Raw genomic sequence first — 25574 nt, 5'->3', positions numbered from 1 at the left:
TAGACGGGTAGGTGAGATGACTCCGACGAACTCGCTCGCAGAGTCGTGGACCGTCGGCCCCATGGGCCGGGTCTCCGCGCCGCTGCGTGAGCAGGTGATCGCCGCGCTGCGGCAGGCGATCCTCGACTTCCAGCTGAAGCCGGGCCAGCGCCTGGTGGAGCGGGAGCTCATCGAGCAGCTCGGCGTCTCGCGCACCACGATCCGCGAAGCCCTCCGCGAGCTGACGAGCGAAGGGCTCGTCACCGTGGTGCCGCAGCGCGGGGCGATGGTGAGCGCACCGTCCCTGGCGGATGCGGTCGACCTGTACGAGGTGCGCGCCTCGCTCGAGTCGCTGGTGGTCCAGCGGTTCGTGGAGCGCGCCACCGACGACGAGGTCGACGACCTCCGCCGGACCGTCGAGGACCTCGCCGTCGTCAGCGACAACTCGCACGACATCCGCGAGATCCTGCAGGCCAAGGACCGCTTCTACGCCGTGCTCATCCGCGGGGCCAGGAGCGCTGCGCTGCAGCAGCTGCTCGAGGGCATCCAAGCGCGGGTGCAGGTGCTGCGGGCGACCTCCCTCTCAGAGGCCGGCCGTGCGCTCGAGGTGGTGCGCGAGCTGCGCGCTGTCGTGGCCGCGATCGCGGCGCGCGACGCGGAGCTCGCCTCGCGCCTCTGCGCCGAGCACGTGCGGAAGGCGTCGGTCACGGCGCTGCACAGCCTGCGGGAGTCGGAGGGGGAGTAGTCCCCCCACCTGTCCGCGTCGCGTCTGCGTTCGGGTTCCGTCTCGTTCCAGCCCGGTCATCCGGTCGTCTCCATCCGGTCCATTCAACGAAGGAGATGACATGGCACTCACTGCCGAACAGCAGCAACTGAAGGACGAGTTCATCGCGGTGCGCGGCACCTGGGGCGACTCGTGGGAGGCGATCCTCAAGCTCGACCCGGGATTCCTCAAGGCGTACCTCGAGTTCTCGGCGGTGCCCTGGCGCAAGAACCACCTGGACGCGAAGACCAAGGAGTTCATGTACATCGCGATCGACGCCGCCGCGACGCACCTCTACGAGCCCGGCATCCGCCAGCACATCAAGGCGGCGCTCGCGCTGGGCGCGACGAAGCAGGAGATCATGGAGGTGCTCGAGTGCACCGCCACGCTCGGCATCCACGCGATGAACATCGGTGTGCCGATCCTCGTGGAGGTGCTCGAGGAGAAGGGCCTGCGCACCGGCCCGGCCGAGCTCACCGCCTACCAGGAGGAGGTGAAGGCCGAGTTCACCCGCAGCCGCGGGTACTGGCACGCGTTCTGGGACGAGATGCTCGAGCTCGACCCCGAGATCTTCGCCACGTACACCGACTTCTCGTCGGTCCCGTGGCGGACGGGCACCCTCTCGCCCAAGGTGCGGGAGTTCATCTACATCGCGTTCGACACCGCCGCCACGCACCTCTACGTGAAGGGGCTGAAGCTGCACATCGAGAACGCGATCGGCTACGGGGCCACCCCGCAGGAGATCCTCGAGGTGATGGAGATCGCCTCCGTCATCGGCATCCACGCCGTCACGACGGCCGCCCCCATCCTCCTGGAGGAGGCCGGCGAGTAGCAGCGCTCCCTTCTCGCGGATGTGACACTCGTGGCGACCTGGCTGGGGAGCAGGTCGCCACGAGTGTCATATCCGCGGGTCTCGTCAGGGGAGGACGACGACCTTGCCGCGGAGGGTACCCGCGGCGGCCTCGGCGTGCACCGACGCGAGGTCGGCGAGCGCCACGCGGCGGGTGGGCGCAAGGGTCAGCTCGCCCGCGTCGAGGAGCTCGACGAGCGCGGTGAGCTGCGCCGCATCCGGGCGGACGAACTCGGTGATGCCGCGGACGCCGCGCGCTTCGTCGGAGGGGGCGGGCAGCCACGCGGTCGTCGTGACGATGACCCCGCCGTCGCGCACCAGCCCGAGGTAGGCGGTCATCTCCTCCGGGGTGGACGGGGCGAGGTTGTAGACGACGTCGACCTGCTCGCCGACGGCGGCCACCACATCCGTCGAGGTGTGGTCGATCACCTCGGCCGCGCCCGCGGCGGCGACCGCGTCGCGGCTCGACGGGCTCGCGGTCGCGATGACGTGCGCGCCCGCCTGGGCGGCGAGCTGGACCGCGTAGTGTCCGACGGTTCCGCCGGCGCCCGTGATGAGGATGCGCTGGCCGGCGGTGAGCCCGGCGTGGTCGACGAGGCCCTGGTAGGCGGTGAGCGCGACCGAGGGCAGGCCCGCCGCGTCGGCGAGGTCGATGCTGCGGGGCGCGTCGACCAGGGCGGAGGTGGGAGCCACGACGTACTCCGCCGCGGCTCCGTCCTTGTCCATGGGGAGGAAGCCGACGACGGGCCGACCGTCGACGGTGCCGGCGACGTCGTAGCCGGGGGTGTGGGGGAGGGCGATCGGGATCGCCCGCAGGTTCCCGGCGCGGATGGAGTTGTCGGCGGGGTTGAACGCGGATGCGGTCACCGCCACCAGGGTCTCTCCGTCGCCGGGGGTGGGCTGCTCGACGTCCTCGTACTGCAGGACCTCGGGGGCGCCGAACTCGTGGAAACGCACTGCCTTCATGGTCGTACTCGCTCTCGTGTGGTCTTCGATGGTGGTCTTCGTGCTTCGAGTTCGAAGCAATGAGATGACCTTAGCACTGCTTTGACATCGAAGCAAGTAGTTCGAGATCAAAGCACGTAAGATCGGATGCATGACCTCCGACGACGACAGCCCCCGCGTCCTCGACGCCGTCGAGCTGGGCGCCTACCTCACGCTGATCGAGGTGACCGCCCTCATCCGGCACGCGGTCGAGCAGCAGCTCCGGCAGGCGGGAGACCTGAGCTACGTGCAGTTCCAGCTGCTCGCCACGCTCGGCGACTCACCCGACGGCAGTCGGCGCATGACCGAGCTCGCCGACGGCGTCGTCTACAGCCGCAGCGGCCTCACGCACCAGGCCGGCGTGCTCGAGGCCGCCGGCCTCGTGACACGCGCGCCGTCGCCCGAGGACGAGCGCGGCGTCACCGTCACGATCACGCCCGCCGGACGCGAGCGGCTCGCCGCCGTCTTCCCGGGTCACATCGAGGTGGTCGACCGGCTCCTCCTCGAGCCCCTCGGCCACGAGGGCGCCGTCACGCTCGGCACGCTCCTCGGCCCCGTGCGCGACCACATCCGCGCCGCGCCCCCGCGCTCCGCCGCCCCCCGCCGCCGTCGCTCCTGACCCCCCGGGGCGCGGTGCGCGGTGCGGCGCGGTGCGCTCGCGCGCTCGCGCGCGGCCTCTTCCTCGCGCTGGCCAGCGTCATTCCCACGTCGGATCTGACACTCGTGGTGACGTCCGCGCGCGTGAGGCCGCCACGAGTGTCAGTTCCGTCCGCGTCCCTGGGGTTCCTCCGAGCCGACGTTCATCGCGGACTCGATCCAGGTCGACGGGCTGGCCGAAGCCGATGGTCCTCATCGGCCGGATCTGACACTCCCGGTGACTTCCGTCAGCGTAAGGCCGCCACGAGTGTCAGATCCGGGCTCGGTCAGCCCAGGTCGGAGTGCCGGGCGTAGTCCATCGCAGGCCGGAACTGGCAGTCGTGGTGACTTCCCCGCGCGTAAGGCCGCCACGAGTGTCAGATCCACTCGCTCCAGCGGGCGGCGTGCCCGCGCTCGCCCGCCTCGGCGCGCGGGCCCCCGCCGCGAACGCGCGCGGAGCGTCAGCGGGCCCGGGCGCGGCGGAGGGGGCGGAGCGCGAGCACGCCCGCGCCGAGCAGCACCACCGCGAGGAGCCCGTACGGCGCCGAGCCACCGGCGCCCGTGGCCGCGAGGGCGGCCGGGCGCACGCCCGCGGCATCGGGCGATGGCGCGGGCACCGGGACCGGCACCGGAGCGGGCGACGGCGCAGGGCCGAGCGCGCCGAGCAGCGCGGTCGCATCCGCCAGGCCCGCCCCGGCGAAGCGGGCGCGGTCGACGTCGGCCGGCAGCGTGCTCGTGTATCCGTCGGGGCGGGCGGATGCGGTCAGCGCCGCGGTGAGGTCGGCCACCCCGGTACCGGGCGCGTGCTGCAGCGCGAGCGCGAGCGCACCCGCGATCGAGGGCGCGGCGGCGGACGTGCCGCGGAACACCGCGCCGCTGCCGAGGACGAACGAGATCGGGATCGCGTCCGCCCCGGCGACCGTCGGGCCAGGGACGGTGATCGGCTCCGACACGCCGAGCGCGGTCAGCGCCGGTCCACCCGAGGAGAAGGTCTCGAGCTGCAGCGACGTGCTGTCGACGGCGGCGACGCGGATGGCGGACGGCTCGGCGCTGTGCCCGAGCATCGACGCGCCGATCGACACGTCTCCGCCGGAGCGGAAGTGCTCGAGGTCGAGCAGCATCCGCGCGCTGCCGCCCGGGATGAGCAGCTTCTGCAGCACCCACTGGACGGCGGGCGTGCCGGCCGTGTCGGGGTTGGTGCGCACGATGCTCACCTCGACGTCGGCCGCGGCATCCTCGTCAGGGTTGTACAGCCCCGCGGCGATGAACGCGGAGCTCGCGTCTGGGGCGGGCACGACTCGCGTGGTCCCGTCGGCGAACGCGAGGACGTAGTCGAGGTGAGTGACGACGGCGCCGTCCGGTTCCGCCCAGCCGAGCTGGCCCGCCATGGCGCCGTTCGCGGGCAGGGTGACGCGCATCGTCGGGTCGCCCGCCGATCCCGGGTCGAAGTCGAGGCAGTCGACGTCCTGGCCCGGGTAGAGCGCCGCGACGGCGTCGCTGCAGGCGGTGGGCTCGTAGCGCGGCGCCGACCATCCGCCGATCGGATATCCGGCGCTCGGATAGCCCTCGGCGCCGAGCACGGTCCAGTTGCCGGATGCGGTGACGTACGCGACCCCGGCATCGACCGCGGCCTGGATGGCCGCCCCGGCGGCGCTGCGCTGCAGCACACGTTCGTCCTCGCCCTGGATGTCGTCGACGATGACGTCGACGCCCTGCGCCACGAGCAGCTCGATCGCGTGGGCGATGCCCGCGCTGCCGCTGGCCCCGGACGCGGCGAAGTAGAGCGCCGCCCCCGGCGCGATGCCGTGCACCACCTGCGCCATGGCGCGGCCCTCGTCGTCCTGCGGACGCTCCGACTCGAGCACCACGGTCACCGGCGTCGTGTACCCGCAGGGGTTGCCCGGGCCCGGGAGCGCTCCGCTCACGGCGTCATCGGATGCGGTGGGCTCCACACCGGTGTCGAACGAGTTGGAGATGATCCCCACCTTCACACCCGTCCCGTCGACCCCGAACATCGTGCGTGCCTCGTCGGCTCCGAGCGCCGCGCTCGCGATGGAGGGGCTGCAGGCGGAAGCGGACCCCGCATCGGCCGCGGGCGCTGCATCGGATGCGGACGGCGCGGCCGCGTCGGACGCGGGCTCCGTCGCGTCCGCCCGGCCCACGCCGACACCGGAGGCGTCGCCGGGCGCCGCGATCTCCGCCTGCGACCACTCCGGGGGCACGTTCTCGGCGTTCGCGGGCACGGCCGTGCCGAGCACGCACGCCGCTGCCAGCGCCCCCATCACGACGAACCTCGTCCGCTGCGCCATCCTGCCCCTCTCGACGCCCTCACCGTATCGGTGAGCGAGGACATCGCGCCGCCGAGGGGAGCAGAACTGCTCCCGTGCTCAGTCGTCGGTGCTCGACACCAGGCCGGTGCGGACGGAGAGCAGCTCGAACTCCGGACGCTCGGCGAGGAAGCGCTCGACGCCGTCGATCACCTCGCGCACGTGCCGTGCATCCGCCGCCACGCAGCTCACCCCGACGCCCGTGCGCCGGTGGAGGTCGAGATGATCCACCTCGGCCACCGCGATGCTGAACCGCCGCCCCAGCTCGGCGACGAGCGGGCGGACGTAGCCGCGTTTCTCCTTGAGCGAGTGCACGTCACCGAGCAGGAGGTCGGCCTCCAGCCATCCGATCCACATGCCGCGCATCCTCTCACGGCCCGACGGTCCACGGCCCGACGATCCGCGGTTTCACGACCCACGGCCCGACGACCCGCGGCCCGACGACCGTCGTGCGTCGCGGAGGAACCCGAGGGTGACGCCGCGTGATCGACCCCGATCGGATCCCGCCCCGCGGGCGCGCGGCCTGCCAGGATGGGGGACGTGCTGACCGATCTCCCCCTCGAGCAGCTGTGGCAGTACCGCAGCGCGCAGACCACTCCCGACGACTTCGACGCCTTCTGGGCCGACACCCTCACCGAGTCCCGCGCCGCGGCGCCGATCTCGATCGAGCTGGTGCGGGTCGAGCCGGATCTGGCGTCGATCGAGCTCTACGACGTGACGTTCCCGGGCTTCGCCGGGCAGCCGATCAAGGGCTGGCTGCGTGTGCCCGCCGGAGCCGGTGGACCGCTGCCCGCGATCGTGCAGTACATCGGCTACGGCGGCGGCCGCGGCCGCGCGTGGGAGAACCTCCTCTGGGCCTCCGCCGGGTTCGTGCACCTGCAGATGGACACCCGCGGCCAGGGAGCGGCCTGGTCTGCGGGCGCGACGGGCGACGACCCGGGACCCGCCGCATCCGGACCGCAGATCGCGGGCGTGATGACGCGCGGCATCGACGCGCCCGAGGACTACTACTACCGGCGTCTCGTGACGGACGCGGTGCGGGCGATCGACGCCATCCGCACGCTCGACGTCGTGGACGAGTCGCGGATCGCCGTCCTGGGCACGAGCCAGGGCGGGGGTCTGGCGCTCGCGGTCGCGGGCCTGCGCGACGACCTCGCGGCGGTCGCCGCGAACGTGCCGTTCCTCTCGGACTACCCCCGGGCGATTGCGATCACGGATGCGCGCCCGTACCACGAGCTCACCGAGTACCTCGCGGTGCACCGCGAGAAGGCGGAGCAGGTGCTGCGGACGCTGTCGTACCACGATGCGGTGTCGTTCTCGTCGCGCGCGTCGGCGCCCGCCCGCTTCTCGGCGGCGCTGATGGATCCGGTGACGCCTCCGTCGACCGTCTTCGGCGCCTTCCACCGCTACGCGGGCGAGAAGGAGATGCGCGTGTGGCCGTACAACGGCCACGAGTCGGGGCAGGCCGACGAGGAGGCCGAGGTGCTCGCCTTCCTCCGCGCCCGCCTCGCCGCCGGCCCCGCCTGAGGGCTCGCCTGAGGCCGGGATCGCTCAGAATCCATCCCGAGCCACCCACCGCGGATCTGACACTTGTGGTGGCTTCGCAGCGCGGGAGCCCACCAGGAGTGTCAGATCCGTGGCCCTTCTTTCGCGGCCCTGTTCGCCACGGCGCATGCGCGGCACCCCCGCCCCGAGCCACCTCCTCCGGATCTGACACTCGTGGTGGCTTCGCGGCGGGTGAGACCGCCACGACTGTCAGATCCGCGGGCGCCTTAGTGGCCCGGGCGCGAGGGCGGACGCGCGACGACCGGCTCAGGGGCCACCCACAGCGGATATGGCAGTCCTGGTGGCTTCGCGGTGCGAGAGGCCACCAGGAGTGTCACATCCGCGCGGACGCGGACGGCGGAAGCACGGGTGAACCGGGCGCGGTGGCCGGGCGCAGCTCTTCGATCGCGCGCATCCGGCGGACGGGGGAGAGGGCCACGGGCAGGGTCGCCATCGCCATGAGCGCGGTGCCGACGAGCGCCGCGACCCACTCGCCCACGAGGACGACGAGCCCGCCGCCGGCCAACGCGCCGATCGAGAGCGCACCCCAGGAGACGAGGCGGTAGGCGGCGTTGGCGCGTCCGCGCAGTTCGGGGACGACCGCGAGCTGGCGGAGGCTCACCGCCTGGGAGTTGGCGACCCCGCATCCGATGCCCGACACGAGCATGCCCGCCGTCAGCACCACCACGACCGAGGTGATGCCGGCCGCGGGGAGCGCGTTCAGGACGCGACCGGCCGCATCCGCCCCGCTCGCATCGACCCCGGATGCGCCAGGCCAGGCGAGGGCACCCGCGCCGAGCGCGGCGACGACGATCGCGCACGTCCCCGCGATGGCGACGAGCGGCGCCGCGTTCCCGGCGAGCATCGACCCGATGAGCGACCGCCCGTATCCGAAGCGCGCCGTGAGCCGCCGGCTGAGCGCGGCGCCGGCGAACGCACCCGCGCCCCCGGCCATGAGCACGAGCCCGAGGACGCCCGGCCCGAGACCCAGCGTCCGCAGCACGAGGAGCGAGAGCGCGAGCATGAACACCTCGTTGCCGAGGTTCCACAGCGTCGCCTCGCCCACCAGCGCCCGCAGCACCCGATGCCGCAGGATCACCGCCACGCCCGCCCCCGCCTCTCGGACCGCCGATGCACGCTCGGGCGCGGTCGCCGGGGGTGCCTCCACCGCCGCCGTTGCGCGCTGGGGCTTGGGCGCCGCGCCCGCCGCCCGCACCGCCGATGCGCACCCGGGCGCGGTCGCCGCGGGCGCCTGCACCGCCGCCGTTGCGCGCTGGGGCGCGGTCGCCGCGGGCGCCGCCCGCGCCGCCGATGCACGCTCGGGCGCGGTCGCCGCGGGCGCCTCCAGCGCCGCTGATGTGCGCTCGGCCCCCGCCCCCGCCCCTTGCCCGTCAGCGTTCTGCGCCGAACGGCGAGAACGCGCCCTCCCTTCACCGCGGGAAGGGCGCATCCTCGCCGTTCGACGCAGACGCGCGCCGCCGCCCGCGGGCCCGCGCGAGGGCAGCGGCTCCTCCACCCGCACCGACGCGATGAGCACCCCCGACGCGAGGTACCCCACCGCGTTCGCGACGAGGGCGAACGGCGCCGTCAACACCTGCACGAGCGCCCCGCCCGCCCCCGCGCCGGCCACGCCGATCGCGGACTGCGCGGCGGTGATGCGCGCGTTCGCGTCGGTGAGCTGCTCCTCCTCGACGACGAGGGGCACGAAGGAGAACTCTGCGAGCGTGTAGAGCACGGTGAGCGACCCGAGCGCGGCGGCCGCGGCGATGAGCAGCGGCACGGTCAGCCATCCGAGCAGCGCGAGTGTGCAGACGACGCCGAGCAGGATGCCTCGTCCGAGATCCGCGATCACGAGCAGCGGGCGTCGACGCCGCCGGTCGACGACGACCCCCAGCCACAGCGTCAGCAGCAGGTACGGCACGAGCAGCGCCGCCCGGACGAACGAGAGTTCCGTAGCGGACGCACCCAGCGTCACGAGCGCGAGCACCGGCACCGCGAGCTCCCCGATCTCCGCACCGAGCCCTGAGACCGCTCCCGCCGACCACACCCGTCGGAAGGCCTTCGACCGCCACGCGCTGGTAACTGTCGTCATGCTGATGCAGGTTACTGCGACACCGCCGTTTCGCCAATGGTGGTTATGTGCTGAGATGGAGTCGTGTCATCCGACGTGGTCGCGCCGCACGCTCCCGGAGAGCTCGAGTTCGTCCGCGCCTTCGTGAACACCTGGGACATCGAGGACGACGTCGACCGCCTCCGCGACGCCTCCGCCTGGGCCGACTGGGCGGGCGACGTCGGTGTGGATGCGGGGACGACCCCCTCCGCAGACGACCTCGCCGCGGCACGAGAGCTGCGCGAGTCCCTCCGCGACGCCCTGCTCGCGAACCACGACCGCGCACCCCTCCCGCAGTCCACGGCGGACGCGCTCACCGCTGCGGCTCGCCGTGCCGGCGTCGTTCCGCGGTTCGGTGCGTCGGGCCTGAGGCTCGAGGGGGCATCCGAGGGCCTGGATGCGGTGACCGCCCGGGTGCTCGCCGCCGTCGCCGCCGCGCTCGCGGACGGCTCGTTCTCGCGCCTCAAGGCCTGCACGAACGACACGTGCCGGTGGGCGTTCTACGACCACTCCCGCTCCCGCACGGGCCAGTGGTGCTCGATGGCCGTCTGCGGCAATCGCGCGAAGCAGTCCCGCCACCGCGCCGCCGCCCGCAGCGGCGTGAGCCCCGCCGCATCCTGAGCGACGTGGTCATCCGATTCGCCGGTAGCCTTCACGCGGAGGGGATGCAGATGACGGACTTCAACGGGCGGACGTGGCAGGCCCAGGACGCGTGGCAGGCGGAGCCGGTTCCTCTGCCTCCGCCGGGCTGGTATCCCGAGCCCCTGGGGAGCGGGCGCGACCGCTGGTGGACGGGTACCGAGTGGAGCGACCTCTACGCCCGCAACCCGAACGGTGCGCTCGACATGGGCATCCCCGGATACACGCGCGCCATGCGGCCGGCGATGAACCGGGATGCGCGCATCGCCAAATGGACGGGATTCGCGGGAGTCCTGCTCGGCATCCTCTCGTTCGTCGTGGCCGCGCTCCTCGGCTTTGCAGGTGCGGTCACCCCGAGCACCGGCGGGGGCCTGCTCAGCTGCTTCGTGGTGGGCTTGCTGCTCGACATCGTGGCGGTGATCTGTGGTGCACGGGGCATCAGGAGGGCCTCGAGGCTCGGCGGACTCGGCGCGGCCATCTACGGCACGGTCGTCGGAAGCTTGTTCGGGCTGGTCAGCGTCCTCGTGATCGCCCTGGTCCTCATCCCGGCGATCTGATGGGCGACGTGCGCAAGCCGTGGGACGGGCGGCTCGGGTTCCCCTTCGTGATCGTGAGCGCGTTCGTGACTGCCGGCCTGGCGTTCCTCGTGTCGCAGGTCGTGATGCTGATCGGGACCGGCGGAAGCTTCAGCTTCTGGGGATTCGCCATCATGCTGAGCGGGACGCTCGCGGTCGTCGAGCTCGTGGGCGTCCTCCTCGGCGGATGGCTCGTCGTGGCGTGCTTCGGCGGGAGGCCCGGCCGACGGTCGGTGCGCGCGCTGTGGGCCGGCGCCGTCTGCGGCCTTGCTGCCGGAGCGTCGGTCCTCCTCGGCGCGGCTCTCGTCGGTGTGGGCGGGGCATGGGTCTTGGTGATCACGTCGACTGTCGGGGCCGGCCTCGTATCGGGTCTCTCCGCCGCTGTCGTGCGGCCCGCGCCTCTGGTGTCGGAGCTGCCCATCGCTGACGTGCCCTGAATCGGAAGCCTCTCCTGGACTTCCGGGGCGCGCTGCCGGCCGCACATGACGAAGGGGCGGATGGCCGAAGCCACCCGCCCCTGTACGGAGCCCGCCCGCTTACGCAGCCGCGGGGAGCTCCGCGTCCGCAGCGCCCGCGCCGTCCCCAGCATCGGCGGGAGCGTCGGAGCGCACCGACAGCGTCCCGCCCGCGGCGCTGAGGCCGGAGGTCGCGTCGATCGTGACGTGGCCCCCATCCGTCAGCTCACCGGAGACGAGGAGGTCGGCGATCGCGTCGTCGACGTTGCGCTGGATCACCCGGCGCAGGGGACGGGCGCCGAACTCGGGCTCGTAGCCCGCGTCCGCCAGCCAGTCCACAGCCGCCGGAGTCACCGACACGGTGATCGAGCGCACCGCCAGCCGAGCCGACGTGTAGCCGAGCAGCAGCGACACGATCTGGCGCAGCTGCGCCTGGTCGAGCTTGCGGAACAGCACGATCTCGTCGATCCGGTTGAGGAACTCGGGACGCATCGCCTCACGCAGCTTGCCCATCACGCGGTCGCGCAGCGCCTTCTCCGAGCCGAAGCCCGTCGTGTCACCCGGCTGAGTCGCCACGAACCCCATGGCGCCCGACCGCGAGGCCAGGAACTCGGATCCGAGGTTCGACGTCATGATGATGACGGCGTTGCGGAAGTCGACCGTGCGGCCCTGGCCATCCGTCAGGCGCCCGTCGTCGAGCACCTGCAGGAGCAGGTTGAACACATCCGGGTGGGCCTTCTCGATCTCGTCGAGCAGGATCACGGTGTACGGGTTGCGGCGCACGCGCTCGGTGAGCTGCCCGGCCTCGTCGTAGCCGACGTATCCGGGAGGGGCGCCGATCAGCCGCGAGACGGTGTGGCGCTCGCCGAACTCCGACATGTCGAAGCGGACCATCGCCGAGGCGTCGCCGAACAGCGACTCCGCGAGCGACTTCGCCAGCTCCGTCTTGCCGACGCCGGTCGGGCCGAGGAAGAGGAACGAGCCCACCGGACGCGCGGCGTCGCCCATGCCCGTGCGGTTGCGGCGCACGGCCTTGGCCACGGCGGCCACGGCGTCGTCCTGTCCGATCACGCGCTCGTGCAGCTCGGTCTCGAGCACGGCGAGGCGCTCGCGGTCCGCGTCACCGAGGCGCGAGGCCGGGATGCCGGTCGCACGCGAGATGACCGCCGCAATCTCGGCCTCGTCGACGATCGGGTCGCCGGCGGAACCGCCCTCGCGGGCTGCGGCAGCGGCGCGGCGCGCGACGGCGTCGTTGAGCTGCTGCTGCACGTCCTCGATCTCGTCACGGATGCGCGACGCCTCCTCGTAGTGCTCGGCCGCCACGGCGGAGTTCTTCTCCGCCTCGAGGGTCGCGAGCTGAGCGAAGAACGACGACGTGTCGATCTCCTCGGCCCGCTTGCCGAGCTTCAGGCGAAGCCGGGCGCCGGCCTGGTCGATGAGGTCGATGGCCTTGTCGGGCAGGAAGCGGTCGGTCACGTACCGATGCGAGAGCTCGACGGCGGAGCGGATCGCGGCGTCGGTGTAGGTGACGCCGTGGTGCTCCTCGTACGCGGGGCGCAGTCCGGTGAGGATGAGGACGGAGTCCTCGATCGACGGCTCGGGCACCGTCACGGGCTGGAATCGGCGCTCGAGGGCCGGGTCCTTCTCGATCTGGCGGTACTCCTTGAGCGTGGTCGCACCGACGAGGTGCAGCTCACCGCGCGCGAGGCGGGGCTTCAGGATGTTCCCCGCATCCATGCCCTCACCGGATCCGGACCCTCCGGCCCCGACCACGGTGTGGATCTCGTCGATGAACACGATCAGCTCGCTCTTGTGGGCGCTGATCTCGTCCATGAGCTTGGTGAGGCGCTCCTCGAAGTCACCGCGGAAGCGCGTGCCGGCGAGCATCGCGGGCAGGTCGAGCGCGATCACGCGCTTGTCCTGCAGCTGCTCGGGCACACCGCCCTCGATGATCGCGCGGGCGAGCCCCTCGACGATCGCGGTCTTGCCCACGCCCGCCTCGCCTACGAGGACGGGGTTGTTCTTCGTGCGGCGCGAGAGGATCTCGACGGTCTGCTCGATCTCGTCCAGCCGCCCGATCACGGGGTCGAGGTCGCCCTCGCGGGCCATCTCGGTGAGGTCGGTGCCGAACTGGTCGAGCATCGGGGTGTCGGACTCCTGGTCCGTGCCCTGCTGGGTGCTGGTCTGGGTGTTCGTCTGCTGTCCTTGCTGGTTCTGTGCCTCGCGCATCCCGGAGGTGAGGGCCTCGGGGGTGACGCCCGCGTTCTCGAGGACCTGCCCGGCGGGCGAGTCCTGGTTGATCACGAGCGCGAAGAAGAGGTGCTCGGGGTCGATGTACGTCGATCCGGACGCGCGCGCCACCTGGTAGGCGTGGAACAGCGCGCGCTGAGCGGACGGGGTGATCGCGGGCGCGTTGGTCGTGCTGGTTCCCGCCTGGGACTGCGGCAGCCGCTCGTCGGCCGCGCGGGCGATCGCCTTCGGGTCGACGCCGAGGCGCTGCACGGCGTCGCTCGCCGGCTGCTCGGTGACGATGGTCCGAAGGATGTGGAGCGCGTCGAGCTCGTTCTGTCCCTGCTCGAGCGCGAAGCGGCCGGCCTTGGCCAGAAGCTCCTGGGTGCGCCGCGTCATGTAGCGGCTGATGTCGATGGAGCGCTGCTGCGATCGCGCGGCGCGCTCGCCCTCGAGGTAGCGGGCCAGGAACTCGTCGAACGAGTTGCTGCCGCCCTCTTCGGGTCCGAAGTTCTCGGGCACGTGTCCTCCTGCGTTGAAACTTGAGTGCCTTACGCTCAAGTACAACACGCGGGGGCGGCCACTATTCCCGGGGGCCTTGGACCGCGAGTGATGTGAGGAGGATTCGACCCGTCAACTCTTACGGGATCGAGACCGCTATTCAGGCTTGATCGCCGAGGAAGACTGCTGAGCCAGATCCCCGAACGCGCCGTTCCGCCAGCCCGCATAGAGCGCCGCTTGCCACGTCGCGAGTGATCTCAGCGCGATCTCGTTCGTCGTCGACCGGGCCTCGGCCCGATCGCTGGCGTCGGCTGACCGCCAGGCGAGAGCGAGTTCTGGACGCTCGTGGGCGACGTGCGTTTCGAGGTCCTGCCATTCCCCGAACGGCGAGGATGCGGAATCGGGTCCGTCAGCGAGCCAGTTGAGGAAATGAAAGCGACCGGAGCGCCCATAGTTGTCGAAAGCGGCGACCATCCTGGGCCAGGTCGAATCGGCATCAAGCTCATTGAGGGCATCGCGTATCTGATGAGGCCGGGTTGCGTCGACTATTCCGGCCTCGAGCTCTGCGCGCACTGTCTGGTCGAGGGCTTCGACGCCATGACCGACCTTCTTCAGCTCAGACAACTGTGGCCAGGGGCTACCATCCCGCAGACGGGCAGCGCCGAGACTGAGCTTGAGCAACTTTTCGACTCCGATCGAACCTACTGCCAGGACGGAGTGGACATCGTTGACGGCATAGCGCATCCTCGAAATCAGGTACCTGGCATCCCTGAGCAGACTCCCTGCGGCATCCGCTTCGACAACGAAGGCCACTCGCTGGCTCTGTTGGAGTTCAGCCACGGCTATGCGTACGTTCTGACCGCGTCCCTGATCGACTCCGCATGCTCGTAGATGTCGTCTAGAGCGTTGATCGGATGACGCGTCTCGACCTTCTCCGCGTCGAACAGTCCTAGGTACTTCTGCTTCTTCCCGTTGAAGTGCAGGCGCGCGATCGGCTTGCGGTTGTTGTCGTCGAGGAGGATCGCGAAGTAGGACTTTGCGTCCCGATGAACAACGCGGTGCGGCTTCACTTCGGCGCACGCGATCGCCTTCACGATCTGGTAACCCTCGAGTTCCTCGAGAGTGGTCTCGATCTCAGTGTCCCGATCGAGATCGTTCTCAGCCACCGGCTGACTCTGAATCGCCTCTGCTGCTGCGGGGCCGGAGGAGACCGGAAGTGCCGTGGCCCCGAGGGCTGTCTTCAGCCGATCGTTGACCTGCTCGGTGAGGAACTGCTTCGACGCCTTCGCGACTAGCGTCGAGAACTGCTCGCGCACCCTCTGCGTGAAGGCGCCGTCGTAGACGCGGCTCGTGAAGAACTTCACCCACTCGTCTGACGGATCCCTGAACTGTCCAGCGATCTCTCGTTTGAGGGCACCCACGTACTTGAGCTCTTCGGCTCCGCTGATAATCGAGTCGAGGTCGAATGCGTCCTTGGTCAGCTTCTTGAGCTCGGACACAAGCGTCTCGTCGATGTCCGCAAGGTCGAGGACCAGGAACGGCTTCTCGTCCATCCGGTTAGGCGCATCGAGGTCGGTGTAGAAGTTGTAGACCTCGCCGTTCGTGAGCACCGCGATGCGCGCATTCGTGACACCGAAGTACCGGAACAGCTGGCTGGCGTGCTCGATCTTCAGCTGCCCAGTCGAGCTCTTGCACTCGATGAGGATCTGAACCTCGCCGTCGCGCATGATCGCGTAGTCGATCTTCTCGCCGCGCTTGACGCCGACGTCCGCCGTGAACTCGGGCACGACCTCGAGCGGGTTGAACACGTCATACCCCAAGATCGTCGAGATGAACGGCATGACGAACGCGTTCTTCGTCGCCTCTTCCGTCTGGATTGCGTCTCGCTGATTCTGCACCTTGGTTGCAAGCGCGGCGAGTCGTTCTTCGAACTCCATTGTCAGTCCCCCTCGGACATCCCCTTACGAAGACGATAGGTCAATGCGCCGACATCGATGCTCCGCGCCGCCACCCCAGTTCGGGGTGCTTGAGGGGTGGGCCGGGATACGTGATCTGGCTCTGCATCGCGACTACTCGCAGGCGATGCCGTCGCCGTCGCGGTCGAGGTCGTAGATGTCCGTCCCGATGACCTCGATCGGACCGCTCACGTAGGCGGGGCCGTTGCCGCTTCCGCCAGCGCAGTCGACGTCCGACGCGATGGGGACGCATCCCGAGTAGTTCGGATCGCATCCGCCACCCTGCGCGACCGGCTCGGGCTCCGCGGCGGCGGGAGGCGCGACGGGCTCGGGCTGGCGGGTCCCGATCGCCGTGACCTCGTCGACCGGAGCGACGGTGACCGTCTCCGAGACCAACGTTCGCGACGTCTCGACGCCATCGACCGTCGTGACCTTGAACACTGAGACCTTGGTTCCGGCGACTCCCGCGGTCACCAGGACGGTCGACCCGGCGTCGACGCTTGCATCCTCGTAGCTCGTGGAGGCGAACGGCACGGGCTCGGAGACCTCGACAGTCTCCGTCTTCGTGACCGGTGTCGGCTTGGGGGTCGGTGTCTTGGAAGGCTTCGCGGAGGGAGCCGCAGTCGCCGAGGGTGTCGCGCTCGACGAGACGCCCACCGCGATGTCGGGCCCGGGCTTCGCCTGGCTCGGAGCGACGAGCGCGCCGAGCAGCAACGCGACGACCGCTCCACCAGTGACCGCCACCGCTGCGACGCGCCGACCGGCGAGGTTGAGCCAGCCGGGCTTGCGGGTGGCGAGGGTCCAGACGCCTCCCGCGAGCGCGAAGAGCCCGAGCATCACGAGGAATCCCGCGAAGCCGTTCGTGGCCGCCGCGATGATGGCGGTGAGGAGCGCGACCGCGGCGATGATCCAGGTGATGAGGGTCGGACGCCAGGCCCTCGAGCCCGCGGACTTCGCGGCCGGCGTCGCCATCGGCTGAGACTCACCGACCCACTGTGCTCCGTCCCAGTAGCGCATGCGAGTTCGATCTCGCGGATCCGGATACCAGCCCTGCAGCGGATTCGGTGACGACATCGTCGGGTCCCCTCTCGTTCCGGGGACCGGTACCGCCAGCGCCCCCGCGCATGACCCGGTTCATTCCCCCGCATGGACGTTACGGGTCGGGACTGGACGGGTCCAGCCCCCGTTGAGGGGCCCGGTCGAAGCGGGTGCCCAATGCAAGCATGAGGGGCCACGGAAACCGCGCTGGTGCTGTCACGCAGGGGTCGGATCAACTCGACTAACGGCTGCGCGTCCGTGCACACGCCACGCCGCCACTCACCGGTTGAGTAGAAAATGCTCCCGGTTCCCTCGCCCCAGTAGCTCATAGGCTTCGCGCACCAGGAGGAGGTCTGTGAAGCAGTGGTGGTGGCTCATCCCGATCGCACTCCTGACGGGATTGGGAGCTGGCTGGGCGCTCTGGCATCTGCTGCCGCCGCTGACCGTGACGGATCCGTTCTGGCCGACTTCGCCACAAGTCCTGCGATGGGTGGTCTGTTTGGAATCGCCGGCGCATTGATCGCTCTCACCGCGGCAGGTGTCGCGGCCACTGTGAGCAGGATCAGCGCACGCCGCGGCGAGTGGTGGGACCGTGCCGAATGGGCCCTCCAGCTTGCAATCTCAAGGGTCTCGCGTGAGCGCGAGGCCGGGCTGAGCGCGCTCCGGATCCTCGCTCGAGAGGCCACCAAGAACGAAGGCGAGATGATCGACGCGGTGACGAGTGTGTATGTCGCAGATCTGGACGGAGCATCCGAGCAGGCGGAGAATGATGGTGAAGGAGGCGCAGTCGATGTCGAGCAAGAAGAGCTCTCCGGTCCGACATGAACCTCGGAGGATCGGAGATGACGCCGATCCCGTGACGGACTACGAGCGTGCTCTCGCGGCGAGCATCCGGGTGATCGTCGACAAGAAGCGCGGTGTGAAGACACCGCAGTGGGTCAGGGATCTCGCCGCCAAGGCATCCTGAGCGCTGCCCCCACCCGAATCCGCCGTTTCCCCCATGGTGCCCCGCGGGAGCGCGCCGGGAGAATGCGGAGGGGTCGCTGACCGCGACCGACCCGTGCCCTCCGTCGACAGGACGACCATGCGCCTCCGTGCTCCCGCCACCGCAGCCGCCGCGGCTGCTCTCGCTGCCTGCGCGATCCTCCTGCCGGGGACGGGGGCCTCGGCCGCCGACCCGATCCCGCCGCTGCACTTCGTGACGGGCGTCTCGGGGTCGGGCGGCCCGACCAGCTCGGTGACGGCGATGGCGATCTCGAACGACGGCAGCACGGGGTACGTGGTCGACGGGTCCAGCCGCATCCTGATCTTCGACACCGCGACCAACGCCGTGATGGGTCAGTCGTTCGACTTCGCGGGCATCGGCGTGGGGCTCCCCGTGGATGTCGCCGTGCCCGTCGACCGGGACGAGGTCGACGTCGCGACCTCGGCGGGATGGATCATGCAGCTGAACCCCGACGGCACACTGCTCGCGACGAACGGCCTGCCCGGGACGGCGCTCGCGGGGCTGGCCACGGTGGAAGGTGGGGCCACCGTGGTCGCGACCCCCGCGGAGGCCGACCCCACGCGCCTCCTGCGCTACAACCTCGGGCTGTCGGTGTCGCCGATCCCCTTCGCCCCCGACACGCCCACCACGCCGACGCCGTCGTCGCTCGCGCGGATCGCGGCGGGGCCGGGCACCGGGTTCGACAACGACGTGCTCGTGGCCGGGACGGCCGACGGCTCGGGCGTGCTCTACCTCTTCGACAGCCCGTTCTCCCTCTCGGGGCAGGCGTTCACGATCCTGCTGCCGGGGACCAGCTCGGCCGGGGACGTGGTCGTCAGCCCGTCCGGAGATCAGGCGCTCGTCACCGCGCCCGCGGCGAAGAAGGTGTTCCTCGTCGGCCTCGACCCTCTGTCGAGCGACTTCGGCACCATCACCGCCACCATCGACCTCCCGCACCTCGCCGCCGCGGCGGCCTGGGCTCCGAGCGGCGGGCGGGCGTACGTCGTCGGGGACAACGGCGTCGCGACGATCGACACGGATGCGGGGACGCTCGCTTCCGACGTGCTCGTCGACACGGTCGACGCGGCCGGCGTCGTCGCGTCGCCCAGCGGAGACCGCGTGTGGACGGGGGATGCTGAGGGGAGCGGCGGCATCGGCATGCTGTCCGCGTCGGCGGTGGCTGCGCCGGTCAGCGGCGCGGCGACGGTCGGGGAGGCGTTCTCGGATGCGTTCGGCGCGGTCCGCTTCGACCTCCCGGTGACGTGGAGCGTGCAGTCGGCGCTGCCCGACGGGCTCGCGCTCGACCCGGCGACCGGCGTGGTGTCGGGGACGCCGTCCGCGGCCGCTGCGGACACCGAGTACACCGTCACCGCGTCGTCGAGCGACGGGGATGCGGTGTCGGTCTCGTGGGCGCTCACGGTGAGTGCCGCGGCGGGGCCCGTGCCGTCGCCGTCGCCGTCCGTTCCCGGGGGCGCGTCCGGTGGGACGGGGTCCGGCGCGGCGCCGAGCGGCGGGCGGGGTCCGCTTGCCGCCACGGGTTCGGATGCGGTGCCCGCGCTGGCTGCGGGCGCGCTGCTCCTCGCGGGTGGGGTGGGCGTGTGGGCGGTGGCCGCGCGACGTCGGGCGGCGCAGCGCGGGTGAGGGCCTCGGCGCGAGCCTGACGCCGGGCCTCGCTCCGTCATCGCCGCAGAGTCGCACGTCGACTGCTCACTTTCGGCGCGATCGTGGGTGGGATGGCGCCGAAAGTGAGCAGTGCATGACACAAGTCGCGTTCTGAGGTGCGCCCCCACGCATCAGCAGTCGTCAGGGCAGGCCCACCGACGCATCCGCATCCGCCGCGCCCGCATCCGCCGCGCCCGCATCCGCGGGCGTCCCCGACCACTCGAGGGTGACGGAGGCGAGGGCGGTGCGGGAGGGGATGCCCAGGCGCTTCAGTGCTGCGGCGAGGTGGCGCTCGACGGTCTTCTCGCCGACGCCGATCGCGGCGCTGATCTCGGCATTGCGGCGTCCGGCCGCGGCGAGCTCGGCCACCTCGCGCTGGCGGGCGGTGAGCGCGCGCGCATCCACCACTCGCAGCACTCCGAGCACGCGCGCCGCCTGCGACCGCGTGCGCGAGCCGGTGATGCGGAGGATGTCCTCCACGTGCGTCTGCACGGTGCGCGACGAGAGGAACAGCACCTGCCCGATCGCCGCGTTGCTGTGGCCCTCGACGAGGAGAGTCGCCACGGCGCGTTGGCGCGATGTCATGACCGATCTGTCGCCGACGAGCGCCGACGGACCACCCGACCAGGATGCGGCGGCGAGCTCGCGCCAGCGCCTCGCTGCGACGGAGCGGATGGCCTCGTTGCCGGTGGCGTCGGCCTCGCGGGCGATGTGGTGGAAGCGGGCGGCCGCCTCCGCCGGGTCGGGTGCGGGGAGAGCGGACAGCGCGGTCGCCTCGATGAGGAGGCCGCGCAGCACCTCCGTCGAGGCGCCGGCGTTCTCGTCGAGGCGGACGGAGGCGGCGGCGAGCGCCTGCGCCTCCGCCAGGCGGCCCGCCGACAGGGCCACCGCCCCGCGAGCCCGCGACACCGACGACGCCGCGACCGCGTAGCGCGCGAGCGCGCCCGTGCTGCGCAGGAGCGCGCCCGCCCGGTAACGGTCGCCGCGGGCGAGCGCGGCCTCGATGAGCACCTCGGCGGCCAAGGCGCGGTCCCAGACCTTGCAGCGGTCCAGGGTCGGGCCTGCGGCCGACACGAGGAGCGCCGCCGCGCGCTGCAGCTGCCCCATCGTGCGGAACGCCCAGGCGACGTAGAGGCAGGCACCGACGGAGAGGTAGTTGACGTCGCCGCGGGTGCGCGTGAGCACGGTCTCGGCGAGCGCTGTCGAGCGGTCGCGGTCGCCCGTGACGGCGGCCCCGTAGCATCCGATCGCCAGGAGCACCGTGAGCGCCCGGGGCGGCACGATGGATGCGCGCTGCTGCAACCCCTGCGCGATCGCGATCACCTCGTCGCGCCGCCCGTGGAACGCGGCGCTCCGGGCGGCGAGGAGTTGCAGGGCGACGGCCGCGCCGTCGGCCCGGGTGTGCTCCGCAGACGCGGACGCGCTCTCGTCGCGGGCGATCTGCCCGGGGGCGAGGCCCGCGGACGCGATCAGCGCATCCGCCCGCTCGAACGCGCCCGAGCTCAGGGCCGCCTCGGCGAGGAAGTAGCGGTGCAGGAGGGCGTGCGCGTCATCCTCGGCGGTGGGGTCCGCATCGGGGTCGGGACCGGTGCCCGTCCCCTCCGTGCCCGTGCCCGTGCCCGTGCGCGTCCCGTCCGTGCCGGCTCGCGTATCCGTGCCCGTGTCGGCGCGCGTGCCTGTGCCCGTACCGGCGCCGGCCGCCCCATCGCCTCCCGCCATCGCCCGCGCCATGATCGCCGCTGCTCGCGACAGCGTCCGCACCTCCGCCGCGCATCCGTCGCCGTCGCGCGCAGCCTGCGCCGCGAAGCGCGCCGCGCGGTCGAACTCGCAGGCGATCACCGCCGCGATGGTGGCGGCGATCCCGTAGAGCGCCCGATCGGCCGGATGCGCGCTGCCGTCGAGCGCGGTCTCGATGCGCGCGAGGTGCACGGCAGTGTCGCCGCGGAAGACGTCGAGCAGCGCGGCGTCGACGCACGCCCACGCGGCTCCGCTACCGTCCTCGAGCAGCACGCGCCCATCATCGTGGATGCGAGCGCGGAATGGGGGCATCTTCCCTGAACTGGGGGTGCGGTGCGCCGGGATTCCGCCGAATCCCGCAACGCATCCACCTCACCCACACGTCCCGAAGGGGAAGCGATCGGATGCGTCTCGTCAGCCCAGCGCTGACGCGGCCGCGCGGAGGTCCTGCAGCGCCGCGAGGGCGTAGGGGGCGAGTCTGTCGTCGTCCCCGCGGTCGGCCTCCGACCAGCGGGCGTAGCCCTGCTTGAAGGCGAGGATGCCCATCTCGGCGGCCAAGGCCGCGACCGTCTCGGGCACGCCTCGGGCGAGCAACGCCTCCGTCATCGCGGCGGTCATGCCGACGCTCTTGAGCGCATCGCGCTCCTGCAGCTCGACGCTCGCGGCGAGGGCCTCGCGGATGCGGGGGCCGAGATCGCGATTGGCGGGCCCCATCATCGTGGACGCGCGCTCGAGCCCGGAGGCGACGGCATCGAGGGCAGAGGCGTCGGCCGGGGCCTCGGCGATGCCCTCGGCGAGCAGGGCGCTGAGGCTCTCCTGGCCGGCGACGAGCAGCTCGCGCTTGTCGGGGAAGTGGCGGAAGAACGTGCTCTTCGTCACTCCGGCGCGTTCGGCGATCTGCGCCACCGTCGTCGCGTCGTAGCCATGCTCGGTGAAGAGCTCGACCGCGGCGACGACGAGACGCTCCCGCGCACCCGGCTCCCATCGACCCATACGACGATCCTACGTGATGGGACTTTTGTCCCGTCACGGGTGTACGGTGATGAGACATCAGTCCCATCACTCGTCTGGAGATCTCATGTTCGTCTTCGTCACCGGCGGCACCGGCACGATCGGCACCGCCGTGGTCGCCGAGCTGCTGTCGCATGGTCACACGGTGCTCGCGCTCGCCCGCTCCGAGGCGTCCGCCGACGTTCTCGCCGCGGCTGGAGCCACGCCGCTGCGGGGATCGATCACCGACCTCGACGTGCTGCGCGAGGGCGCTGCCCGGTCGGACGGGGTGATCAGCCTCGCGTTCGGTCACGACCTCGACGCCCCCGGTGCGCTCGAGCGGAGCATCGCCGAAGAGGCTGCGGCCATGGAGGCACTCGGCACCGCACTCGTGGGAAGCGGGCGGCCGATCGTCACCGTCTCGGGCACGCCGTGGGTAGAGGGTCGCGCATCCACTGAAGGGGATCCGCTGCCCGAGGTCGGGCCGGTCGCCGGACGCTCGCGCTCGGTGAACGCGCTGCTCGCCCTCGCGCCGCAGGGCGTCCGGGCCTCGGCGGTACGGATGCCGCGCACCGTCCACGAGAACGGCCAGGGCGGATTCGCGGGGCTGCTCACCGAGGCGGCCCGCGCTCGCGGCGCGGTCGGATACCCGGGCGACGGTGCTCAGCGGTGGCCCTCGGTGCATGCGCGCGATGCGGCGTCGCTGTTCCGTCTCGCGCTCGAGTCGGCGCCCGCGGGGACCGCGTGGCACGCGGTGGCGGATGAGGGGATCGCCGTGCGCGACATCGCTGCGGTGATCGCGCGGCGGCTCGGGATGGGGACGGAGCAGGTGCCCGTGGAGGAGTTCGGTCCGTTCGGGCCGATCTTCGCGATGGACCAGCCCGCGTCGAGCGCTCACACGCGAGAGGCGCTGGGATGGGTACCCACGCACCCGGGGCTGCTGGAGGACCTCGAGAACCTCGAGCCGTGACCGTGCGCCTCGGGTGATCGCCCGGGGATGGTCTTCGTCGAGGGCTCAGAATCCGCGCCATGTCCGCGGTCATGGCGCGTTTTCCGAGCGGTGAGTCCACGTTGTGTCGGGGTGGGTGTCGCTGGTGGACCTCGTCCAGTGCTCAGAATGCGCGCCACCCCTCCGGGGACCGTGCGATTCGTGAGCAGTGGGTTTCGCGTTGTGCGGGGCGGGGTGTGGCTGCGTGGTCCCGTCGAGTGTTCGGCAGCCCCGGGCCTGCGGTCGGAAGAGGGCGGGTGGTGAGGGCGTGGTCAGAAGGGGGCGTGTTCGGGGAGGGGGCGTGGGGTGCGGATGCGGGCGAGGACCTCGCGGCCGCGCGCGGTCATGGCCGGGCCGTCGTCCGGCTCGGGGGTCCTGGTGTGGGGCGGACGGTTCTCGTCGGTGGGTGGTGGTGGGTTCTCGCGATCGGGGGCGTGGGCCGGGTCTGCGTTGTGGGCGCGGCGGAGGATCGCGCGGGCGCGTTCGGTGGCGTCGGTCATGTCTCGGCCGGGTGGTCGTGTCTGGGCGACCTGGCCGAGTGGGCTGATCCACGTGAGTGTCCGGTCGGGATCTTGGGCCACATCCCCGTCGGTGGCGTGTTTGAGCCGGTGATGCCGGCGGCAGAGGTGGGCGAGGTTCTCTGCGTCGGTACCTCCTCCGTCTTCCCAGGCTGTGGTGTGGTCGGCATCGGCCGTGAGCGCCCGCCGGTTGCAACCCGGGAACCTGCAGCGTTCGTCCTCCACCCTGAGCCGGCGGCGGAGCGCGGCGGGGAGTCGGTAGGAGCCCCGCCCGACGGAGACGATGTCGCCGGTGTCGGGTCGGGTGAGGATGCGGGTAAAGGCGGGCGCTGCGGCGGCCAGCCTGCGGGCAGTGTCGGGATCGACGGGTCCGTATCCGCTCAACTCGCCCGGCTCCTCGCCCGCCCCGGCGAGGGTGGCGGCGGGGACGGTCACCATGAGCTCCACGGCGACACCGCCGGCGGTCGCGGGGAGGCCGAGGAGGAGGTCGACGGCGGCGTCGGCGCGCAGTTGCGGGAGGGTGCGGGTCTCGTTCGGTTCGGCGGCCAGAGCGCGGGCGTGGTGATGCAGTCGGGCGTCGATGGCGAGGACGTTCTCCGCAGTGGCGAGGAGGTGGAGGTGGGCCATCCCGTCGCGTTCCTCGGTGATCCACGCGGATCGCTCCTCGCGTGCTTGCCGCGCGCGGGTGGTGAGGGAGTCGGGGTGCAGGCGTTCCCGCATCCTGCGGGCGAGGTTGTCGAACCTCGCGGGGGTGAGGTGCATCGCGGCGGGGAGGACGGCGCCTTCGTATGCCTCCCACGTCTCGGTGGGAAGCGAGTTGAGGTGGACCACGAGCTTGTGAACGTGCTGCCGGGAGATGTCGCCGGTGGCGAGGGCATTGAGGGTGGCGGGTAGCGCGGCGATGGTCTCGGCGTCGCAGGTCTCGATCTGCACGAACCGCTCCGACACGTTCAACGCGACGGCGACTTCGGCGGTCATGGACCGGCGTTGCATGTCCCGCGCCTCGGCCAGGCGGTCGAGATGGAGGAGTGCGGCGAGCTCATCGGCAGTGGACGCGAATTCGGCCAGCAGGCGCAGTCGTTCGGCGTGGAGTGCTGCCTCGGCTCGGCGGCCCTCTTCCAGGCGTGACAGGAGGATCCGCTGTCTCTCCTCCATCGCGGCGACCGCGGGGTCGGAGGCGCGTGCGGGTTCGAACCGGGGTGTCCGGTTCGTGGTGCGCGTCTCCTCTGTCATGAGAGATACTCAACCAGAGGCCACCGACATTAGGGATGGGGCCGGGTCGGGTGGGGAGAACCGCGGGGCGGTTCTCCCGCTGTGAAGGAGTCGGGGCGCGCCGGGCGGATGGTCACCGCCAGGTCGGACGTGCTTACATGGCCGAGCCGTGCAGGTGGCGAGCTATGAGGGGTCGCGTTCCTGGCTGTGCTCTGGCTGTCGGTCAGGACGGGTTGGGCCAGACTCAGTCCGCGGTGATCGGGAGACTATGCCAGGTGTCGAAGGCGACGGCGGCGGCGGCCTCCGCGTCGCCAGCGGCGCAGAGCTCGATGAGGCGCTCGTGGGCGTCGACCGAGCGCTGGGCGCTGGCCGAGGCGAAGCGCATCCGCTCGACTCGACGGACGACGGGGCCGAAGTGCTCCAGTACCGACTCGACGGCTTCGTTGCCGAGGGCAGCGACGGGGACGGCGTGCAGTCTCTCGTCGGCGTCGAGAGCGGCGGCGACGTCACCCGTCTCCAGGGCCGCAGCGAAGTCGCGGTTGGCTGCGCGCATCCGCTCGATGTCTTCAGGGGTCAGGATGGCGACGCTCTCGCGGACGGCGAGCTGGTGCATCGCGGCGAGGACATCGCGGGCGTCGCGGACCTTGCGCTCGTCGATCGTGCTCACCGTCGTGGATCGGCCTGGCTGGGTCTCGACGAGACCGCTCGTCGCCAACCGGAGAAGGGCTTCCCTGACCGGAGTTCGGCTCACGCCCAGCCATGCCGCGAGATCGACGTCCTTCAACTGCTCTCCCGGCGCGAATGTGCCATCCACCAGGGCATCTCTGAGACGCGTGTACACGTCGTTCCGGAGCAGGGAGCGTCCAAGAGGAGAGGATCCGGCGGGGATAGGCATG

General features: G+C 71.5%; 22 protein-coding genes. 10 read left to right on the top strand and 12 right to left on the bottom strand.

The window, feature by feature from the left end:
- The first annotated feature begins 16 nt into the window (after positions 1-16).
- The gene (locus tag IEX69_RS09185; RefSeq protein ID WP_085020715.1) at positions 17-724 is read left to right on the top strand and encodes a GntR family transcriptional regulator; all 708 of its coding nucleotides are present in this window, start codon (positions 17-19) and stop codon (positions 722-724) included.
- Positions 725-824: 100 nt separating this feature from the next.
- On the top strand, positions 825-1574 hold the full coding sequence (locus IEX69_RS09180; RefSeq protein WP_085020714.1) for a carboxymuconolactone decarboxylase family protein: 750 nt from the start codon (positions 825-827) through the stop codon (positions 1572-1574).
- An 84-nt stretch (positions 1575-1658) separates the two neighbouring features.
- Here the strand turns inward: IEX69_RS09180 and IEX69_RS09175 are convergent, their stop codons facing one another.
- On the bottom strand, positions 1659-2558 hold the full coding sequence (locus tag IEX69_RS09175; RefSeq protein ID WP_085020713.1) for an NADP-dependent oxidoreductase: 900 nt from the start codon (positions 2556-2558) through the stop codon (positions 1659-1661).
- 130 nt (positions 2559-2688) lie between these two features.
- On the opposite strand from IEX69_RS09175, the gene IEX69_RS09170 reads away from it, so the two are divergent.
- A complete protein-coding gene (locus IEX69_RS09170; RefSeq protein ID WP_085020712.1) occupies positions 2689-3195 on the top strand; it encodes a MarR family winged helix-turn-helix transcriptional regulator in 507 nt (168 codons plus the stop codon).
- Positions 3196-3673: 478 nt separating this feature from the next.
- Here the strand turns inward: IEX69_RS09170 and IEX69_RS09165 are convergent, their stop codons facing one another.
- Together IEX69_RS09165 and IEX69_RS09160 are read right to left on the bottom strand one after the other, a co-directional pair.
- The gene (locus IEX69_RS09165; RefSeq protein WP_085020711.1) at positions 3674-5521 is read right to left on the bottom strand and encodes a S8 family serine peptidase; all 1848 of its coding nucleotides are present in this window, start codon (positions 5519-5521) and stop codon (positions 3674-3676) included.
- A gap of 78 nt (positions 5522-5599) precedes the next feature.
- Positions 5600-5896 (bottom strand): DUF503 domain-containing protein, encoded by a 297-nt coding sequence (locus tag IEX69_RS09160; RefSeq protein ID WP_085020710.1) that lies wholly within the window; start codon positions 5894-5896, stop codon positions 5600-5602.
- Positions 5897-6070: 174 nt separating this feature from the next.
- Here IEX69_RS09160 and IEX69_RS09155 point away from each other — a divergent pair, with 174 nt between their 5' ends.
- A complete protein-coding gene (locus IEX69_RS09155; RefSeq protein ID WP_217348626.1) occupies positions 6071-7066 on the top strand; it encodes an acetylxylan esterase in 996 nt (331 codons plus the stop codon).
- 352 nt (positions 7067-7418) lie between these two features.
- Here the strand turns inward: IEX69_RS09155 and IEX69_RS21090 are convergent, their stop codons facing one another.
- Entirely contained in the window at positions 7419-9176 is a 1758-nt protein-coding gene (locus IEX69_RS21090; RefSeq protein WP_157127285.1) for an MFS transporter, read from the bottom strand.
- 63 nt (positions 9177-9239) lie between these two features.
- Between IEX69_RS21090 and IEX69_RS09145 the strand changes: the two genes are divergently transcribed.
- The 3 genes from IEX69_RS09145 to IEX69_RS09135 are packed head-to-tail and all read left to right on the top strand — an operon-like array spanning position 9240 to position 10845.
- On the top strand, positions 9240-9815 hold the full coding sequence (locus IEX69_RS09145) for a CGNR zinc finger domain-containing protein (protein ID WP_085020707.1): 576 nt from the start codon (positions 9240-9242) through the stop codon (positions 9813-9815).
- A gap of 50 nt (positions 9816-9865) precedes the next feature.
- The gene (locus IEX69_RS09140; RefSeq protein WP_174604509.1) at positions 9866-10390 is read left to right on the top strand and encodes a DUF2510 domain-containing protein; all 525 of its coding nucleotides are present in this window, start codon (positions 9866-9868) and stop codon (positions 10388-10390) included.
- Positions 10390-10845: a hypothetical protein gene (locus tag IEX69_RS09135; protein WP_085020705.1), complete on the top strand. Its 456-nt coding sequence runs from the start codon at positions 10390-10392 to the stop codon at positions 10843-10845. The genes IEX69_RS09140 and IEX69_RS09135 overlap by 1 nt, the downstream gene beginning before the upstream one ends.
- 99 nt (positions 10846-10944) lie before the next feature.
- On the opposite strand, the gene IEX69_RS09130 is transcribed toward IEX69_RS09135, so the two are convergent.
- The 4 genes from IEX69_RS09130 to IEX69_RS09115 form a co-directional block, all read right to left on the bottom strand.
- The gene (locus tag IEX69_RS09130; protein ID WP_085020704.1) at positions 10945-13614 is read right to left on the bottom strand and encodes an ATP-dependent Clp protease ATP-binding subunit; all 2670 of its coding nucleotides are present in this window, start codon (positions 13612-13614) and stop codon (positions 10945-10947) included.
- 135 nt (positions 13615-13749) lie between these two features.
- Entirely contained in the window at positions 13750-14433 is a 684-nt protein-coding gene (locus IEX69_RS09125) for a hypothetical protein (protein WP_085020703.1), read from the bottom strand.
- A 2-nt stretch (positions 14434-14435) separates the two neighbouring features.
- Positions 14436-15530 (bottom strand): type I restriction endonuclease, encoded by a 1095-nt coding sequence (locus IEX69_RS09120; RefSeq protein WP_085020702.1) that lies wholly within the window; start codon positions 15528-15530, stop codon positions 14436-14438.
- A gap of 132 nt (positions 15531-15662) precedes the next feature.
- A complete protein-coding gene (locus tag IEX69_RS09115) occupies positions 15663-16622 on the bottom strand; it encodes a G5 domain-containing protein (protein WP_085020701.1) in 960 nt (319 codons plus the stop codon).
- A gap of 333 nt (positions 16623-16955) precedes the next feature.
- On the opposite strand from IEX69_RS09115, the gene IEX69_RS09110 reads away from it, so the two are divergent.
- Positions 16956-17411: a hypothetical protein gene (locus IEX69_RS09110; protein WP_157127284.1), complete on the top strand. Its 456-nt coding sequence runs from the start codon at positions 16956-16958 to the stop codon at positions 17409-17411.
- 259 nt (positions 17412-17670) lie between these two features.
- A complete protein-coding gene (locus IEX69_RS09105) occupies positions 17671-19212 on the top strand; it encodes an Ig domain-containing protein (RefSeq protein ID WP_085020699.1) in 1542 nt (513 codons plus the stop codon).
- A 162-nt stretch (positions 19213-19374) separates the two neighbouring features.
- Here the strand turns inward: IEX69_RS09105 and IEX69_RS09100 are convergent, their stop codons facing one another.
- Both IEX69_RS09100 and IEX69_RS09095 read right to left on the bottom strand, forming a co-directional pair.
- A complete protein-coding gene (locus IEX69_RS09100) occupies positions 19375-21243 on the bottom strand; it encodes a helix-turn-helix domain-containing protein (RefSeq protein ID WP_085020698.1) in 1869 nt (622 codons plus the stop codon).
- A 141-nt stretch (positions 21244-21384) separates the two neighbouring features.
- Positions 21385-21963, bottom strand: coding sequence for a TetR/AcrR family transcriptional regulator (locus IEX69_RS09095; protein WP_085020697.1), 579 nt, complete (start codon positions 21961-21963; stop codon positions 21385-21387).
- An 85-nt stretch (positions 21964-22048) separates the two neighbouring features.
- Here IEX69_RS09095 and IEX69_RS09090 point away from each other — a divergent pair, with 85 nt between their 5' ends.
- On the top strand, positions 22049-22930 hold the full coding sequence (locus IEX69_RS09090; RefSeq protein ID WP_085020696.1) for an NAD-dependent epimerase/dehydratase family protein: 882 nt from the start codon (positions 22049-22051) through the stop codon (positions 22928-22930).
- A 290-nt stretch (positions 22931-23220) separates the two neighbouring features.
- Here IEX69_RS09090 and IEX69_RS09085 read toward each other — a convergent pair whose 3' ends face one another.
- Together IEX69_RS09085 and IEX69_RS09080 are read right to left on the bottom strand one after the other, a co-directional pair.
- A complete protein-coding gene (locus IEX69_RS09085; protein WP_085020695.1) occupies positions 23221-24699 on the bottom strand; it encodes an HNH endonuclease signature motif containing protein in 1479 nt (492 codons plus the stop codon).
- 223 nt (positions 24700-24922) lie between these two features.
- Positions 24923-25573, bottom strand: a complete 651-nt coding sequence (locus IEX69_RS09080) for a GntR family transcriptional regulator (RefSeq protein WP_085020694.1) — start codon at positions 25571-25573, stop codon at positions 24923-24925.
- Between the last annotated feature and the right edge of the window lies 1 nt (position 25574).

The sequence above is a fragment of the Cnuibacter physcomitrellae genome, from assembly GCF_014640535.1.
Classification (GTDB): Bacteria; Actinomycetota; Actinomycetes; order Actinomycetales; family Microbacteriaceae; genus Cnuibacter; species Cnuibacter physcomitrellae.
Note: the sequence above shows the minus strand (reverse complement) of the source record. Positions and strands in the feature narration are given on the sequence as shown.